Below are 16,299 nucleotides of genomic sequence, written 5' to 3'. Positions count from 1 at the left end.
TTCCGATACGACAACTACGCAACAATGACAGGGCTCATCCATGCCGCTTTCGTTTCCGCCTGCGCTTCGTAGCGCGCTCGCCCGCGCCATACAGCCATTGCGCCGCGCCGCTGCACCTTCCCTTTGCGCCGTGCTGGCCGTGACCACGCTGGCCGTCACGCAACCGGCGCAGGCCGAAGGTACGATCCGTGTCGCCGAGCAGTTCGGCGTGGTTTATCTGATGCTCAATGTCGCGCGAGATCAGCATTTTGTCGAGCAGGAAGGCCGAAAGGCCGGGCTCGATATCAAGGTGGACTGGGTGCGGCTCTCGGGCGGCGCGGCGGTCAACGATGCGCTGCTTTCGGGCGCGGTGGATATTGCGGGCGCGGGCGTCGGGCCGCTGCTGACCGTCTGGGACCGCACGTACGGGCGCCAGAACGTCAAGGGCGTAGCTTCGCTCGGCAACCTGCCGTATTACCTCGTGAGCACCGATCCAAACGTGAAATCAATCGCCGACTTCACGGCAAAGGATCGCATTGCGGTGCCGGCCGTGGGCGTTTCCGTGCAGTCGCGCGTGCTGCAATATGCATCGGCGAAACAATGGGGCGACAAGCAGTTCGACCGCCTGGACAAATTCACGCAGGCCATTCCGCATCCCGATGCTGCCGCCGCGCTGATCGCCAATAGCAGCGTGATTACGGCGCACTTCGGCAATCCGCCGTTCCAGCAGCAGGAACTGGCTGCCAATCCGAAAGCGCATATCGTGCTGAATTCCTATGATGTGCTGGGCGGCCCGAGTTCGGCGACCGTGCTCTACACGACGGAGAAGTTTCGCAACGCCAATCCCAAGACGTACCACGCTTTCGTTGCCGCGCTCGCCGACGCGGCGCAACTGATTTCCAACGATCCCGCGAAAGCGGCCGATATTTATATCCGCGTGAACGATTCGAAGATCGATCGCAATCTGCTGCTGAAGATCCTGCGCGATCCGCAGGTGCAGTTCAAGACGGCGCCGCAGAATACGCTGAGTCTCGCGCAATCGATGTATCGCACGGGCGCGATTCGCAACGAGCCCAAATCGTGGCGCGATTATTTCTTCGATGATCCGGCGACGGCGGGCGGTAGCTGAATCTGCCTGCTGGAACGGCGTAATCGCTGTTTATACGCCGCCGTGTAATGAATATGGGAATTCATTGGTTGGGATGCACGGCGGCTGCCCGTATGTTGACGTTTTCTCTGCTGGATTTCCAATCGTGAATGCCAATACGACCCAATCTTTAGCCTACGCGCCGCTGGCGCGCCGTGCCCTGGGGACGGGCGGGCAATCCGCAAGCCTCGAACGTCAGCCGAGTGCGCCGCTGAAAGACGATGCAGATGCAGAAGCGGCGCCGGGCGAACGTCTGCTCGCTATCGACGGCGTCAGCCTCGAATATCGCAATCGCGAGCGCATCGTACGGGCGACGCATGAAGTGAGTTTCGACGTCTATGGCGGCGACCGCTTCGTGCTGCTCGGGCCTTCCGGTTGCGGCAAATCCACTTTGCTCAAGGCGATTGGCGGCTTTATCGAGCCGGTGGCTGGCGCCATCACGCTCGACGGTCAGACCGTGCGTGGACCCGGTCCCGATCGCGTCTTGGTGTTTCAGGAATTCGACCAGTTGCCGCCGTGGAAAACCGTGGTGGAGAACATTGCGTTTCCGCTGCGGGTTGCGCGCAAGCTCTCGCGCAGCGAAGCGAAAGCGCGTGCCTTGCATTACCTCGATAAAGTGGGTTTGGCTGCTTTCGCCGATGCCTATCCGCACACGCTTTCGGGCGGCATGAAGCAGCGCGTGGCGATTGCGCGCGCGCTAGCCATGCAGCCGCGCGTGCTGCTGATGGACGAACCGTTCGCGGCACTCGACGCGCTGACGCGCCGCAAGATGCAGGAGGAACTGCTGCGCTTGTGGGAAGGCGAGCGCTTCACGCTGCTGTTCGTCACGCATTCGATCGAGGAAGCGCTGGTGGTGGGCAATCGCATTCTGCTGCTCTCGCCGCATCCGGGCCGCGTGCGCGCGGAACTCAACAGCCACGCCTGGTCGCACGCCAGCACCGACGACGACGCCTTTCGCGCAAGCGTCGCTCGCATTCATCATCTGCTGTTTGAGACCGGAACGGACGTGGAGGCAAACGCATGAGTACGCCTGTTAATTCATCGGCTATTTCGTCGATTAGTAGCGCGAAGCGTCGTGCCTTGCCGCCCGTGCGCGCCGAATACGAAGTCGCCCTGCAACCGGTGCCGCCAGGCGGCGATTCCATCACGATGCCGCTTGTACGCAGACTGGCCGATGCAAGCTGGCTGCGCCGCAGTTTTATCGCGCTGCTGTTGATTGCCGCGTGGGAGATCACGGCGCGCTTCGTGAACAACGATTTACTGGTGCCCACCTTCGGCGCTACATTCGAGGCCTTCGTACAAGGCATTTTGAGCGGCGAACTGCTCGAAAAGACGGCGATTTCGCTGTCCGTGCTGCTGCGCGGTTATGCGATTGGCGTGGTGCTGGCGTTCGCGTTGACTGCACTCGCCGTGTCCACACGCATTGGCCGCGATCTGCTTTCCATGCTGACCGCGATGTTCAATCCCTTGCCGTCGATTGCACTGTTGCCGATCGCCTTGCTTTGGTTCGGGCTGGGCACCGGCAGTCTGCTGTTCGTGCTCGTGCATGCCGTGCTTTGGCCGCTTGCGCTGAACATGTACACGGGTTTTCTCGGCGTGCCGGCTACGCTCAGAATGGCGGGGCGCAACTATGGGCTCACGGGCCTGCGTCATGTCGCGCTCATTCTCGTGCCGGCGGCGCTGCCGTCGATTATCGCGGGGCTGCGGGTGGGCTGGGCTTTTGCATGGCGCACGCTGATCGCCGCGGAACTAGTGTTCGGCGCGAGCGCGGGGCAGGGCGGCCTCGGCTGGTACATCTTCCAGAATCGCAACGAGCTTTACACCGACCGCGTTTTTGCGGGGCTCGCGGCGGTGATCATCATCGGGTTGCTGGTGGAGCATCTGGTGTTCGATATGCTCGAACGTTTGACCGTGAAGCGTTGGGGCGTGCAACAGTAATCCCATTGCCGATGCGCTCGATGGCGCTCCTTTCGTGGCTCGTTAAGCCGCACGCTTGCCAAAAGCGTGCGCTTCGATCACCCGCGCAAGCGTAGAAAAAGCCGGCTCGATGTTTTCGTGCGGCACGCACGCGTAGCCGGTCAGCAGACCTTTGCGCTGCTGCTTTCCCAGGTAGTACGAAGCGAGCGGCCGCACGATCACACCGGCGTCGTAGGCGGCGGCCGTGATCTGGCGGTCGTCGCAATGTTCGGGCAGGCCGAGCACGAAATGCAGCCCGGCTTCGTCGCCCATCACCGGCAACGCATCGCCGAAATGCCGCGTGACCGCGTCGATCAGCAATTGGCGCCGCTCGCCGTACAGCGTGCGCATGCGGCGCACGTGCGAGGTCAGATAGCCGTCCATGATGAACTCGGCCAGCACGGCCTGCTGCATCAACTGACCTTCGCGATACAACTCCGCCACGGCGGTGCGGAAGGTGGCGGCCAGCCGTTCCGGCACCACCATATAGCCGATCCGCAAGCCCGGAAACAGCATCTTGCCCAGGCTCCCCACATAGATCACGCGATCCGATTCGTCGAGCCCTTGCAGCGATGCAAGCGGGCGGCTGCCATAGCGGAATTCGCTGTCGTAATCGTCCTCGATGATCCAGACCTTGTGCTGGCGCGCGTATTCGAGCAAGGTGCGCCGCCGCGCCAGACTCATCACCATCCCGAGCGGATACTGGTGCGAAGGCGTGACAAGCGCTATACGCGGCGGATGGCGTAGATCGGCGTCGCCGGGATTGAGGCCTTCGGCGTCCACCGGAATTGGCGAGAGTTCGATGCCCGAAGCCTGCAAAACGCTGCGCGCGCCCCAATAGCACGGTTCTTCCACCCACGCGCGGTCGCCGTGATCGGCGAGCAGGCGCACGGCCAGGTCGATCGACTGATGAATGCCGGTCGTGATGATGATCTGATCGGGCGTGCAGCGCACCGAGCGCGCCACCCGCAGATAGTCCGACAAGGCGCGCCGCAGCGGACGATAGCCGCCGCCCGGCGCGTAGGTGAGCAGGTCGTGGCTCACGGACTTCCACAGGCGCGATTGCAGGCGGCTCCAGGTGCGCGCGGGAAACTCGGCGACATCCGGCACGCCGGGCATGAAGGCGCCCCATTGCTTCGCCGACACGCCCGCCTGGTCGATCAGACGCTGGCCGCGCACGGACATGTCGCCGCGCGGGCAGGCGGCTTTGGCTTCTTGAGTGGCGGGTTCGTCGCCCGAGCCGGCGGGCCCCTCGCCGTCTTCCTCCGCGCGCGTCACGGAGCGTGGGCCGACGGCGGCCGTGTCGGGCCGTGTGTCGGCAACATAGGTGCCGCTGCCGGTGGTCGAAAGCACATAGCCTTCGGCGCTCAACTGGTCGTAGACGTGCACGACCGTATTGCGCGCGATGCCAAGATCGCCTGCGAGCGTGCGCGAACTGGGCAGCTTGGTGCCGGGCACTAGTTTACCGGTCAGAATGGCTTGCTGCATCAGGCGCAGCAACTGGCGATAGACCGGCTCCACGCCGCTTTTATCGAGCTGCGCGGCCAGCCAGTCGGACAAAATTACCATCGCGTCGCCCCGCCAAAGTGGTTCTATCAAGAATAATGAAATGGCTCCATTGAATGGAACCGGAACCGACTATAGTAATCCGCACGTCAGGTTCGCTTCACACCTGCGACAGCATTTATTTAATCGCGCCGGATCGACAGCGCGCGGCAATACGGGAACAAGGACAGGAGACTGGGCGATGAAGCAATCGGACGTGATCGTCAGCTTTCGCGGTGTGCGCAAGACTTATGACGGCGAAACCCTGGTGGTGAAGCAACTCGATCTGGACATCTATCAGGGCGAGTTCCTGACGCTGCTCGGACCGTCCGGCTCGGGTAAGACCACTTGTCTGATGATGCTGGCGGGTTTCGAATTCCCCACCGGCGGCGAGATCCGCCTCGAAGGCAAACTGCTCAACAACGTACCGCCGCACAAGCGCGATATCGGCATGGTGTTCCAGAACTACGCGCTGTTCCCGCATATGACGGTCGAGCAGAACGTGGGCTATCCGCTGGGCGTGCGCAAGGTGCCGGCCGGCGAGCGCGCTGCACGCGTCAACGATGCGCTCAAGATGGTGCGCATGGAAAGCTTCGCGAAGCGCTATCCCGCGCAGCTTTCGGGCGGCCAGCAGCAACGTATTGCGCTGGCGCGCGCGCTGGTGTTCCAGCCAAAACTCGTGCTGATGGACGAACCGCTGGGCGCGCTCGATAAACAGCTGCGCGAACATATGCAGTACGAACTGAAATCGCTGCACGAGAAGCTGGGCGTTACGTTCGTCTACGTCACGCACGATCAGGGTGAAGCGCTGACGATGTCGGACCGCGTGGCGGTGTTCGACAAGGGCATCGTGCAGCAGATCGACAGCGTGGACCGTCTGTATGAATCGCCGTGCAATGAGTTCGTCGCGAACTTTATCGGCGACAGTAATCGCCTGCGCGGCAAGATCGCCGCGGTCGAAGGCGAGTTCTGCGAAATCCATCTGGCCGACGGCACGCGCCTCAAAGGCCGCAACGTCGGGGGCGCCCAGGCGGGCGCCGACGCCATCGCGTGTATTCGCCCCGAGCGCATGAAGCTTGCCGCACAGGGCGCGGTGAACAGCGCCAACTCGATTGCGGGCGAGGCGCGCAGTCTGATCTATTACGGCGACCACGTGCGCATGCGCTGCGGTCTGCCCCAGCAGGACGAGTGCTTCGTGAAGGTGCCGCTCGGCACCGCGGCGCTCGCTGGTTTTGCGCCCGGCCAACCGGTCGCGCTCGAGTTTGCGCCCGAACATCTGCGCGTGTTCGCGTGAAGACGACCGGGCCACGCCATTCGTGCTGAAGGCCCGGCAAGACAAACCACCAAGGAGAAGGGACTCACCATGAAGAAGATCGGCAACATGCGCGTTGCGGCGGTCGCGGCCACGCTCGCACTCTCGTTCGGCGCGGCGCACGCGGCGGAACTCACGGTCGTGAACTTTGGCGGCGCGAATGGCAACGCGCAGAAGGCGGCCTTCAACGAGCCGTACCAGGCGCAGTCGGGCACGAAGATCACCACCGTCGAATACAACGGCGAGCAGGCCAAGGTTAAGGCGATGGTCGAAGCGAAGCACGTCAACTGGGACGTGGTCGAAGTCGAAACTGGCGATATCGCGCGCGGCTGCGACGAAGGCCTGTACGAGAAGCTCGACTGGTCGAAGCTCGGCAACAAGAGCGACTTCATGAAGGCGGCGCAGCAGCCGTGCGGCGCGGGCTTCTTCGTGTGGTCCACGGCGCTGGCCTATAACGCCGACAAGCTCAAGACCGCGCCCGCGAGCTGGGCCGACTTCTGGGACACCAAGAAATTCCCGGGCAAGCGCGGCATGCGCAAGGGCGCGCAGTACAACCTCGAATTCGCGCTGATGGCCGACGGCGTGGCGCCGCAGGACGTCTACAAGGTGCTCTCGACGAAGGCGGGTCAGGACCGCGCGTTCAAGAAGCTCGACGAACTCAAGCCGAATATCCAGTGGTGGGAAGCGGGCGCGCAGCCGCCGCAGTTCCTCGTCGCCGGCGACGTGGTGATGTCCACGGCGTTCAACGGCCGTATCGACGCCGCGCAGCGCGAAGGCAAGAATCTCAAGGTAGTGTGGAACGGCAGCATTTACGATCTGGACTACTGGGCAATTCCGAAGGGCACGCCGAACAAGGACGCGGCACTCAAGTACATCGCCTACACGCTCTCGCCGAAGCCGCAGCAGGAATACGCGAAGCACATCGCCTACGGTCCGGTGAACGAAAACGCGATCAAGGCGCTCGACGCGAAGACGCTGGCCAACCTGCCGAATTCGCCCGCCAACGGCAAGAACGCGGTGCAGCAGAACCTCACGTTCTGGACCGACCACGGCGACGAACTGGAGCAGCGTTTCGCTTCGTGGGCAGCGAAGTAAGCGTGTGGATCAAAGCGTCGATCAAAGCATGATCGACGCGTGAACCGTTGACGTACCCGTTGTGCGGCGCGTGCCGCACAACGGCGGCAGTGCAGGAGACCTGATGTGACAACGATGACAAGCGCAACCCATGTAGCCGATGACGCCAGCGAATCGAGCGCGCGCCTCAAGCGCGAACTGCGTCTCGCGCAGGCGAAGAAGCGCACGATGGCGCTGCTGCTGGTCGCGCCGCTGGCGATTTTTCTGTTGCTGATTTTCGTCGTGCCGATTGCGGCGCTGCTCACGCGTGCCGTGCAGAATCCCGAAGTGGCCACCGCGCTGCCGCACACGGTTGCGGCGCTGCATGGCTGGGACCGCAAGAGCACGCCGCCCGATGCAGCCTATGTCGCACTCGCGCAGGATTTGCAAGCCGTGCAGGACGGCGACGCCATGGGCGCGCTGGCCCGCCGCCTGAACGTGGAAATCGCCGGCTATCGTTCGCTGGTGGCGAAGACCGCCCGCGCCATGCCGCTCGCCGACGACGATGGCAAACCGCTCACGCCCGCGCAGACGCACGCCAAGATCGTCGAACTCGACGACCGCTGGAACGACGTGACGTACTGGCAGGCCATCGCGAAGAACAGCGGCCGTTATTCGCCGTTCTATCTGCTCGCCTCGCTCGACCACAAGCAGGACGCGTTCGGCAGCATCGTGCCCGCCGACCCCGAGCAGCAGATCTACCTTTCCGTATTCGGCCGCACTTTTGTGATCAGCGTGTTCGTCACTCTGTTCGCGCTCGCGCTCGGCTATCCGCTTGCTTACTGGATCTCCACGTTGTCCGAGCGCCGCGCGAATCTCGTGATGATCCTCGTGCTGATTCCGTTCTGGACTTCGATTCTTGTGCGCGTGGCCGCGTGGATCGTGATCCTGCAAAGCGAGGGGCTCGTGAACAAGGCGCTGCTTGGCACCGGCATCATCTCTGCGCCGCTCGCACTACTGTTCAACCGCGTGGGCGTCTATATCTCGATGACGCACATTCTGCTGCCGTTCATGGTGCTCCCGCTCTACAGCGTGATGAAGTCGATTCCGCCGACGTACCAGCGCGCCGCCGTGTCGCTCGGCAGCCATCCGTTCGCGGCCTTCTGGCGCGTGTATGTGCCGCAGACCTATCCGGGCATCGGCGCGGGCGTGCTGCTGGTGTTCATCCTTTCGATCGGCTACTACATCACGCCCGCGCTGCTCGGCGGCCCGGCCGACCAGATGGTGAGCTACTACGTGGCCTACTTCACGAACGTGTCGATCAACTGGGGCATGGCGTGCTCGCTCGGCGCGCTTCTGCTTGCAGCCACGACCGTGCTGTATTTCGTCTACGTGCGTTTCACGCGCACGAACCTGAGCCTCGGCTAACGGGGGCAACGACATGAAATTCGCGAAACCGCTTTTTGCGCCGCATACCTCGGGCATCGAACGCGTCTGGTATTTCACGCTGCGCGGCCTCGCCGTGCTCACGCTGCTGTATCTGATCCTGCCCGTGCTGGCGATAGTGCCGCTGTCGTTTTCGTCGAGCACGTTCCTCGTTTATCCGATCCCGGGTTGGTCGCTGCGTTGGTACGAAAATCTCGTCATGTCCGACGAATGGCGCATGGCGGCGAAGAACAGCTTTATCGTCGGGCCGCTGGCGACGGTGGTGGCAACCGTGCTCGGCACGTTGGCGGCCATCGGGCTGAACAAGGCCGACTTCCGCGGCAAGTCGCTGCTGATGGCGATCCTCATTTCACCGATGATCGTGCCCGTGGTGGTGGTGGGCGTGGGCATGTATCTGTTCTTCGCGCCGCTCGGGCTGGCCAACACGTATATCGGCCTGATTCTCGCGCACGCTTCGCTGGGTGTGCCGTTTGTGGTGACGACGGTGTCAGCCACGCTCGCGGGCTTCAATCACAACCTCGTGCGCGCGAGCTCGTCGCTGGGCGCGAATCCGGTCACGACGTTCTTCCGCATCACGCTGCCCGTGATCGCGCCGGGCGTGATTTCCGGCGCGCTGTTCGCCTTCGCAACATCGTTCGACGAAGTGGTGGTCACGCTGTTCCTCGCAGGCGCCGATCAAACGACGCTGCCGCGCCAGATGTTCACCGGCATCCGCGAAAACATCAGCCCGACCATTGCCGCGCTGGCGACCATCCTGATTGTGTTTTCCACCTGCCTGCTGCTCGCGCTCGAATGGCTGCGCGGACGCAATGCCGCGCGTGCCGTCAAGGCATAACGGCCATTAAACAAGCGGCGAAATCGATGCCTGCCTGAAAACGTACAGGCAGGCATCGATCTTCAATTACATCAGAACTTGTGGCGAATGCCGACAATCACCATCGACTGGCTGCTTGTGCCGCTACGTCCGTACGATCCGATCGAGGCGACCGCAGCCTGTAGCGTGCCGTCGGCCTTGCGCTGCGTGCCGCTGGCATGCTGATAAGCGGCGAGCGCATAGACATCGGTGAGCTTCGACAGGTTATAGTCCGCGCCGATACTGATTTCGTTATAGGTCGCGGACGTATCGCCCGAAGCCTTCACGAACTCATAGCCAATCCCGCCAAGAAACGCCGGCGTAAAGCGATACGCGAGAAACGTCTTGCCGACGTTGTAGTGCTGCTCGCCCGAAAAACTCGAAGCCGCATCGCTCTGGTATTGCACGTTGCTATACGACGCGCCGATCAGCAGCGAACCCAGTGCGTATTGCGCGGCCGCTTCCGCCACGCCCATCGACTTCGCGCTCTGGTAACCCTGGTTGATCGGGCTGACGAATAGCGAATCCGCACTGCTGGCCCACGTCGATCGCTTGACGCCCGAAGACGGTTCGTTGGTCAAACGCATATACATGGCCGCCAGATTCAGCGGGCCGTTCGCATACGACACGCCGCCCGAGTAGGTGTAGCCCTGGCCGGTCTGGCCCGCGAGACCACTGAAACCGTAGACGACTTCGACCTGCAGACCCTTCCAGTTCGGGCTGAGGTACTTGATCGAATTGTTGACGCGCATGTCGTTATCGTTGTTGTCGATATCGCCCGGCGTCGTAAACATCGTGCTGAAGTAGTTGTCGCCGGTGATGGCCTGAATCATGTCGACCGACGCTTCATACTGACGACCCGCCGTGAGCGTGCCCCAGTCCGCGCTGCTCAAACCCACAAAGGCACGACGGCCGAACAGGCGCGAACCCTGGCCCGCTGCGCCGGTATTGATATTGAAACCGCTTTCCAGCTGGAACACGGATTTCAGACCGCCGCCCAGATCCTCCGAACCTTTGAGGCCCCAACGGCTGCCGCTCAGGTTGCCGCTGGACATCGTCACGGCATTCTTGCTGCCGCTTGCGTGGTTGACGTACGCAATACCGGTGTCGGCAACGCCGTACAGAGTCACGCTGTTCTGCGCGTGAGCGAGGCTGGCACCTGCAAAAAGTGCGACGGATACACCGGCGCCTAACGTGTTTCGGGCGGTCTTCTTCATTTGTGTACTCCAAGCTGTAGAGTGTGGTTGGAAATTCGTAGTCCAGATTGATTGGCCAGTCATTTGAAGCAAGTAACGCCATCGCAGACTGCCATCGCCTCGTCGGGGCGATTCGATTCAGAGGCTCAATTGGAGCACGCTAAAACTGCGGATTCGTTCTGTATAAAATCGCCAGACACGCGATTACTGTGCTTTCAAGCCGCGATTCGGCATATGCTGCCGTTTTCGCCATAAGAGGGCGGGGCGCACCACGGTTTATTCGCGATGTAAGAAAGTTTGGAATACGAATAAATAAAAATCCCCGGCAGTTGCCCGCTGGGGATTGAGGGGATTCGAGGTGCTACTCAGGCGATCAATAACCGAAATCGGCGGTGTACACGTGTTCCAGAGCCTGTCCCGCGCGGTCGGCGAGAATCGTTTTGACGACTTGCCGGGCTTTGCTTTCGCGCGACACCGCCGAAGCAATATGCGAACTCACCCACAGTCTGGGGTGTTGCCACAGCGGATCATTCGGCGCGAGCGGTTCGGTATCGAATACGTCGAGAAACGCGCTGTGCAGATGCCCGGCATCGAGGCTCGTCACCACGGCCTGCAGATCGACTTGCGGCGCGCGGCCCACGTTGATCAGCGATGCACCGCGCGGCAGCGCAGCCAGAAAACCGCTGTCGATCAGACCGCGCGTGGCGGGCGTATCGGGAAGCAGATTGACAACTATATCCGCGCCCGCAACGCAGGCGTGCAGCCCGTCGTCGCCGGCAAAGCTCTCGCACTGCGCGATCTGCTTGGGCGTGCGCGCCCAGCCTTTGACGCGAAAGCCATTGATGGCAAGCCGCTGGGCGCACGCCACGCCCAGATTGCCCAGCCCGAGAATCGCCACGGTGGTTTCGCTCGCGCGACGGCCAACGAGGCCTTCGTCCCAGCGCCGCGCCATTTGCGCTTCGCGCAGCAGCGGAAAGTCGCGCGCGATGGCATAGGCGCAGGCGGTGACGAAGTCAGCCATGCGCTCGCCGGTTTCGGGCGTCACCATCCGCACGATCGGCAAATGCGCGGGCACGGAAGGATCGCGGGTAATGTGGTCCACGCCCGCGGCGCTGCTCAGGATCACGCGCAGGGCGGGAAACTGGGCGAGGCGTCCGGGCGTCGGTTCCCAGACCATGACGTATTCGACTTTCGCGGGATCGAGCGCCGGATCGTCCCAACCGACGATTTCCAGTTCGGGCAACAGTTCGCGGTAGAGCGACCGCCATTGCGGCAGCGCTTCCGGTCCACCCGATTTGACGACCATTAGCATGGATAGGTCCAAATGAAATGCGCGTGGGTTCGGCCGCGAATGCATTCTTGAACGCGCTCCCGAACCCAAGCGTGGCCTTGGTGGACTTTAGCGCGTCTTGGCCGATACCTTCGTTACCGAGTTGCGCAGGATCGTCAGTGCTTCGTCGAGGATCGCGTCGCTCACGGTCAACGGCGCCAGCAGACGCACCGTGTTGCGGTGCACGCCGCATTTAATCACGAGCAGGCCGTCCTCACGGCATTGATCGATGACGGCCTGAGCGAAATCGGCGTCTGGCTGGAACGGATCGCCGCCGCGCACGAATTCCAGCGCCGCCATCGGGCCGAGGCCGCGCACCGTGCCGATCGCCGCGTGGTCGCGCGCGATCTGGTCAAGACCCGAGTGCATCTTCGTGCCGAGTGCGCGGCCCTTCGCCAGCAGCTGTTCTTCTTCGAACACGTCGAGCACCGCGAGCGCCGCCGCGCAGCCCAGCGGGTTGCCGCCATAAGTGCCGCCCAGGCCGCCGGGCAGCGGCGCGTCCATGATCTCCGCACGGCCGACGATACCGGAAATCGGCAGGCCGCCCGCGAGGCTCTTGGCAACCGTGATGACATCGGGCTGGATGCCGAAGTGCTGGAAGCCGAACATCTCGCCGGTGCGCCCGAAGCCTGCCTGAATTTCATCGCAGATCAGCACGATGCCGTGGCGCGTCGTCAGTTCGCGCAGCGCCTGCATGAATTCCTTGCCCGCCGGGAGGAAACCGCCGTCGCCTTGCACCGGCTCCAGAATGATCGCGGCGACGCGGTCCGGCGCGATCTGCGTGGCGAACAGGTCTTCGAGCGAGCGAATCGCATCGGCGGCGCTGAAGTTGCGGTACGCGTCGGGATAGGGCGTGTGATAGACCTCGCCCGCCATCGGACCGAAATTCTGCTTGTACGGCGCGCTCATGCCCGTCAACGTCGAGCCCAGCAGCGTACGGCCGTGAAAGCCGCCACGGAAGGCGATCACGCCCGGCACCTTGCGCCAGGCGCGCGCGACCTTGATCGCGTTTTCGACGGCTTCCGCGCCGGTGGTCGAAAAGAACGACTTGTAGTGTTCGCCGTTGCCCACAAGCGTGTTCAGGCGTTCGGCCAGTTGCGTGTAGACCTCGTAGCCCACCACCTGGAAGGCGGCGTGCGTGACTTTCGCCATCTGCTTCTGCACGGCTTCGATCACGCGCGGATGACTATGGCCGATGTTCTGGACGCCAATCCCGCCGACGAAATCGATAAAGCGGCGGCCTTCGACGTCCCATAGTTCCGCGCCTTGCGCCTTGTCGACGAACAGCGGATGAGCGGTGACGACGCCGCGCGGCACGTGATGCTGGCGATGTTCGATGAGGGTTGGGTTGTCGCGGGTCATGTCAGGTTCTCTCTTGAGGGTGCGTTACCGCATTCAGGCGGTGTTGAGCAAAGGTGAATGAGTCATGTCGCACGGGCTGGCTGCTGCCCGCTACGCGGGATCGTCCGGACCGCTACGCACGGGAGGGTTCGCTTTGGCGATCGCTTGCGCGAGATGCTGCGCCGTGCGGCCGGTGAGCTTGCCGATTTGCGTGCGACAACTGAAACCGTCGGCGACCACGATGGCGTTGGCGGGGAGCGCCGCGAGCTTCGGCACCAGTTCCTTTTCGCCGACGGCTTTCGCCACTTCCGCGGTCTTGTGGTGATAGCCGAACGCGCCGGCCATACCGCAACAACCGGTATCGAGCACTTTCGCGCCGAGGCTTTTCTCCGCCCCCGCGCCGCCGCATGCACGCTGATGGCAGTGCGTGTGGACATGCACAGGCTCCGCGCCCTGGCGCTCGCCGGGCAAGTCTTTGGGCAGTTTTAGCCCGCGTTTCTGCGCATATTCCGCCACGGTGATGCACGCGGCGGACAGATCGCGCGCGAGTTGACCGGCTTCGGCATCGTGGCCGATCAAGGCCAGCATTTCGTCGCGGAACACGGAAAGGCAGCTAGGTTCGAGAATCAGCACGGGCACGCCTGCGGCAACCGGCGCGCGCATCATCTCGACGATGTCGAGCAGGTTCTTCTTCGCCGCGTCGAGCAGGCCGACGTCGTAGAGCGGACGCCCGCAGCAGACATGACGCGGCGTGAGGCGCGGCGTGCCGCCTGCGGCTTCGACCACGCGCAAGGCGGCGTCGAGCACGGCGGGCGAGAAGCCGTTGTTGAACGTGTCGGTCCAGATCACCACATCCTGCGCGCCAAACTGGCGCGGCCACGGCGCGATCAGCTTTTTCGCCGCTGGCGTGTCGCGAAAGGCCTGCCGCGCGACAGGCGGAAACGCGGCGCCCGGCGCGAGACCAAAGCGCTGCGATGCGTTCCTGACGAACGGCTGGCGCATTGCACCGTTAAAGAGCCCGCTCACGCGCGTGGCAACCGGCAGCCACGCGCCGATGCGGCCCACCGCCGCCTCCATCAGCGGACGGCGGCGCGTCTTGTAATAGCGGTGCAGAAACTCCGCGCGGTACTTCGGGATATCCACGTGCGTGGGGCAATCGTTCTTGCAGCCCTTGCACGACAGACACAGATCCATCGATTCCTTGACGGCTTCGGCGTTGGACGTTTCGTCGATAACCTCGCCGTTGAGCATCTCGAAGAAGAGGCGGGCGCGGCCACGCGTGGAATTGCGCTCCTCGCGCGTGGCCTTGAAACTCGGGCACATCGTCCCGCCGTCCATCGAGCGGCACTTGCCCATGCCGATACAGCGTTCGGTTTCGCGTCCGTAGCCGCGTTCTGCGTGCGCATCGGCGGGCTGGTCATCGTTGACCGAGCGCGCGGCCATCGGATACGTGAACATGCCTTTCACGTTGCCCTGGCGGTACTGCGGACCCATACGCAGGTTTTCGTCCACCGGCATGGCGTCGATCAGCTTGCCGGGGTTCATCAGCCCTTGCGGGTCCCACAGCGCCTTGAATTCGCGGAACGCCTGCATGAGGCGCGGCGTGTACATCAGGTGCAGGAATTCGCCCTTGGCCTGACCGTCGCCGTGTTCGCCGGAGAGCGAGCCCTGGTACTTGACCACGAGGCGCGCGGCTTCATCGAGAAACGCGCGCCAGTCGCGAACGCCAGTGGCCGAGCGCAGATCGAAGGTAATGCGCGAATGAATGCAGCCATCGCCGAAATGGCCGTACAGATTGGTCTTGTAGCCGTAGCGTGCCACCAGCGCGGTGAATTCGCGCAGATACGCACCGAGCAGCGCGGGCTCGACGGCGGCGTCTTCCCAGCCGACCACCGGGTCGGGCGCTGAAGGATCGCGCGACAGTGAAGTCGCGGATGCGCCAGTTTCGCGTATCGTCCACAGCCGGTTCATCAAGGCCGCGTCTTCGACGAAACGCACGCTCGGGCGTTGCGGAAATTGCTGCGCGGCCTCGGCCATCGCGCGCGCCTGTGCGATAGCGGCTTCGCGCGTGCTCGCGCCGAATTCGACCAGCAGCCAGGCGTCGCCCGCCGGCAGTTCGGCGATGTCGTCGAGCTTGAGCCCCAAAGCCTTGAGGCCGCCGACGATGCCCTGGTCCAGCCCTTCCATCGCAATCGCGCCCAGCGGCAGCAGATGCGGCACGCTATCGGCCGCGTCGAAAATCGTCTCGAAGCCGAGTACGACCAGCACGCGCTCAGGCCGACCTTCGACCAGCGTGACCTGCGCACGCATCGTGGTGGCCAGCGTGCCTTCGCTGCCGACCAGCGCACGCGCGATATTGAAGCCGTTCTCCGGCAGCAGTTGATCGAGGTTGTAACCCGAAACGCGGCGCTTGAGCTTCGGAAAACCGGCGCGGATATCGTCCGCATAGCGTTCGGCCAGTTCGCGCAGACCCTTGACGATGCGTGCGCGCTCGCCGCCTGCGGCGAGATGGTCGGCGTAAGCGGCGGCGTCGGTTGGGCCGACCCAGAAGCGTGCGCCGGTTGCCGTCAGCACGTCGAGGCGTTCGATGTTCTCGACGGTCTTGCCCGCCATCACCGAATGCGCGCCGCACGAGTTGTTGCCGATCATGCCGCCCAGCGTGCAGCGGCTATGCGTGGCGGGATCGGGGCCAAAAGTCAGACCGTGCGTGGCCGCGGCTTTTTTCAGCTGATCGCAGATCACGCCCGGTTGCACGATAGCGTGACCGCTTGCGGCATCGATGGCTTCGATCGCGTGCAGATACTTCGAATGATCGATACAGATGGCGGCGTTGACGGCCTGGCCGCACATCGACGTGCCCGCGCCGCGCGGCAGGATCGCCACGCCGAGTTTCGCGCACAGTTCGACGATGGTTTTGAAGTCGTCGATGGTGCGCGGAATCACGACGCCGATCGGCGGCTGGCGGTAGTTCGACGCCTCCGACGCATACATCGCGCGTGTGGCCGGATCGAAGCGGATCTCTGCCGTGGTCTGCGTTTCGAGTTGCTGACGCAGCATCAGCATCTGGTTGAGATCCGGCGCGCCGGCGGTTTTGAGTCGTGTCATGGAGCGGTATGCGATGGGTGGCCAGTGCGGCGTTTT

General features: G+C 63.2%; 12 protein-coding genes. 7 read left to right on the top strand and 5 right to left on the bottom strand.

Features of this window, described 5'->3' with window-relative positions; all coding sequences use genetic code 11:
- Window positions 1-40 precede the first annotated feature (40 nt).
- The 3 genes from U5A67_RS10850 to U5A67_RS10840 all read left to right on the top strand — a co-directional run bounded on the left by U5A67_RS10850 (window position 41) and on the right by U5A67_RS10840 (window position 3,064).
- Window positions 41-1,108, top strand: a complete 1,068-nt coding sequence (locus U5A67_RS10850) for an ABC transporter substrate-binding protein (protein ID WP_321813985.1) — start codon at window positions 41-43, stop codon at window positions 1,106-1,108.
- Window positions 1,109-1,232: 124 nt separating this feature from the next.
- Window positions 1,233-2,150, top strand: coding sequence for an ABC transporter ATP-binding protein (locus U5A67_RS10845; RefSeq protein WP_415767807.1), 918 nt, complete (start codon window positions 1,233-1,235; stop codon window positions 2,148-2,150).
- Window positions 2,147-3,064, top strand: coding sequence for an ABC transporter permease (locus U5A67_RS10840; RefSeq protein ID WP_321813983.1), 918 nt, complete (start codon window positions 2,147-2,149; stop codon window positions 3,062-3,064). The genes U5A67_RS10845 and U5A67_RS10840 overlap by 4 nt, the downstream gene beginning before the upstream one ends.
- Window positions 3,065-3,106: 42 nt before the next feature.
- Here the strand turns inward: U5A67_RS10840 and U5A67_RS10835 are convergent, their stop codons facing one another.
- A complete protein-coding gene (locus tag U5A67_RS10835; RefSeq protein ID WP_321813982.1) occupies window positions 3,107-4,651 on the bottom strand; it encodes a PLP-dependent aminotransferase family protein in 1,545 nt (514 codons plus the stop codon).
- A gap of 178 nt (window positions 4,652-4,829) precedes the next feature.
- Between U5A67_RS10835 and U5A67_RS10830 the strand changes: the two genes are divergently transcribed.
- From U5A67_RS10830 to U5A67_RS10815, 4 genes are all read left to right on the top strand, one after another.
- The gene (locus tag U5A67_RS10830; RefSeq protein WP_321813981.1) at window positions 4,830-5,921 is read left to right on the top strand and encodes an ABC transporter ATP-binding protein; all 1,092 of its coding nucleotides are present in this window, start codon (window positions 4,830-4,832) and stop codon (window positions 5,919-5,921) included.
- Between the two features lie 87 nt (window positions 5,922-6,008).
- The gene (locus tag U5A67_RS10825) at window positions 6,009-7,034 is read left to right on the top strand and encodes an ABC transporter substrate-binding protein (protein WP_321814211.1); all 1,026 of its coding nucleotides are present in this window, start codon (window positions 6,009-6,011) and stop codon (window positions 7,032-7,034) included.
- Window positions 7,035-7,148: 114 nt separating this feature from the next.
- Entirely contained in the window at window positions 7,149-8,420 is a 1,272-nt protein-coding gene (locus U5A67_RS10820) for an ABC transporter permease (RefSeq protein WP_321814210.1), read from the top strand.
- Between the two features lie 13 nt (window positions 8,421-8,433).
- Window positions 8,434-9,273 (top strand): ABC transporter permease, encoded by an 840-nt coding sequence (locus U5A67_RS10815; RefSeq protein ID WP_321813980.1) that lies wholly within the window; start codon window positions 8,434-8,436, stop codon window positions 9,271-9,273.
- Between the two features lie 71 nt (window positions 9,274-9,344).
- Here U5A67_RS10815 and U5A67_RS10810 read toward each other — a convergent pair whose 3' ends face one another.
- The 4 genes from U5A67_RS10810 to U5A67_RS10795 form a co-directional block, all read right to left on the bottom strand.
- Entirely contained in the window at window positions 9,345-10,508 is a 1,164-nt protein-coding gene (locus tag U5A67_RS10810; RefSeq protein ID WP_321813979.1) for a porin, read from the bottom strand.
- A gap of 352 nt (window positions 10,509-10,860) precedes the next feature.
- A complete protein-coding gene (locus tag U5A67_RS10805) occupies window positions 10,861-11,799 on the bottom strand; it encodes a glyoxylate/hydroxypyruvate reductase A (RefSeq protein WP_321813978.1) in 939 nt (312 codons plus the stop codon).
- 87 nt (window positions 11,800-11,886) lie between these two features.
- Entirely contained in the window at window positions 11,887-13,179 is a 1,293-nt protein-coding gene (gene gabT / locus U5A67_RS10800; protein ID WP_321813977.1) for a 4-aminobutyrate--2-oxoglutarate transaminase, read from the bottom strand.
- Between the two features lie 90 nt (window positions 13,180-13,269).
- Window positions 13,270-16,263 (bottom strand): FAD-binding and (Fe-S)-binding domain-containing protein, encoded by a 2,994-nt coding sequence (locus tag U5A67_RS10795; protein ID WP_321813976.1) that lies wholly within the window; start codon window positions 16,261-16,263, stop codon window positions 13,270-13,272.
- Between the last annotated feature and the right edge of the window lie 36 nt (window positions 16,264-16,299).

The organism is Paraburkholderia sp. J69-1 (genome assembly GCF_905220255.1).
Taxonomy (GTDB): domain Bacteria; phylum Pseudomonadota; class Gammaproteobacteria; order Burkholderiales; family Burkholderiaceae; genus Paraburkholderia.
This window is presented reverse-complemented; position numbering and strand designations above follow the sequence as displayed.

Coding starts and splice junctions, on each gene's coding strand:
- U5A67_RS10810 (WP_321813979.1), bottom strand. CDS start 10,508: ATGAAGAAGACCGCCCGAAACACGTTAGGCGCCGGTGTATCCGTCGCA.
- U5A67_RS10815 (WP_321813980.1), top strand. CDS start 8,434: ATGAAATTCGCGAAACCGCTTTTTGCGCCGCATACCTCGGGCATCGAA.
- U5A67_RS10795 (WP_321813976.1), bottom strand. CDS start 16,263: ATGACACGACTCAAAACCGCCGGCGCGCCGGATCTCAACCAGATGCTG.
- U5A67_RS10850 (WP_321813985.1), top strand. CDS start 41: ATGCCGCTTTCGTTTCCGCCTGCGCTTCGTAGCGCGCTCGCCCGCGCC.
- U5A67_RS10820 (WP_321814210.1), top strand. CDS start 7,149: ATGACAAGCGCAACCCATGTAGCCGATGACGCCAGCGAATCGAGCGCG.
- U5A67_RS10835 (WP_321813982.1), bottom strand. CDS start 4,651: ATGGTAATTTTGTCCGACTGGCTGGCCGCGCAGCTCGATAAAAGCGGC.
- U5A67_RS10805 (WP_321813978.1), bottom strand. CDS start 11,799: ATGCTAATGGTCGTCAAATCGGGTGGACCGGAAGCGCTGCCGCAATGG.
- U5A67_RS10825 (WP_321814211.1), top strand. CDS start 6,009: ATGCGCGTTGCGGCGGTCGCGGCCACGCTCGCACTCTCGTTCGGCGCG.
- U5A67_RS10840 (WP_321813983.1), top strand. CDS start 2,147: ATGAGTACGCCTGTTAATTCATCGGCTATTTCGTCGATTAGTAGCGCG.
- U5A67_RS10830 (WP_321813981.1), top strand. CDS start 4,830: ATGAAGCAATCGGACGTGATCGTCAGCTTTCGCGGTGTGCGCAAGACT.
- gabT (WP_321813977.1), bottom strand. CDS start 13,179: ATGACCCGCGACAACCCAACCCTCATCGAACATCGCCAGCATCACGTG.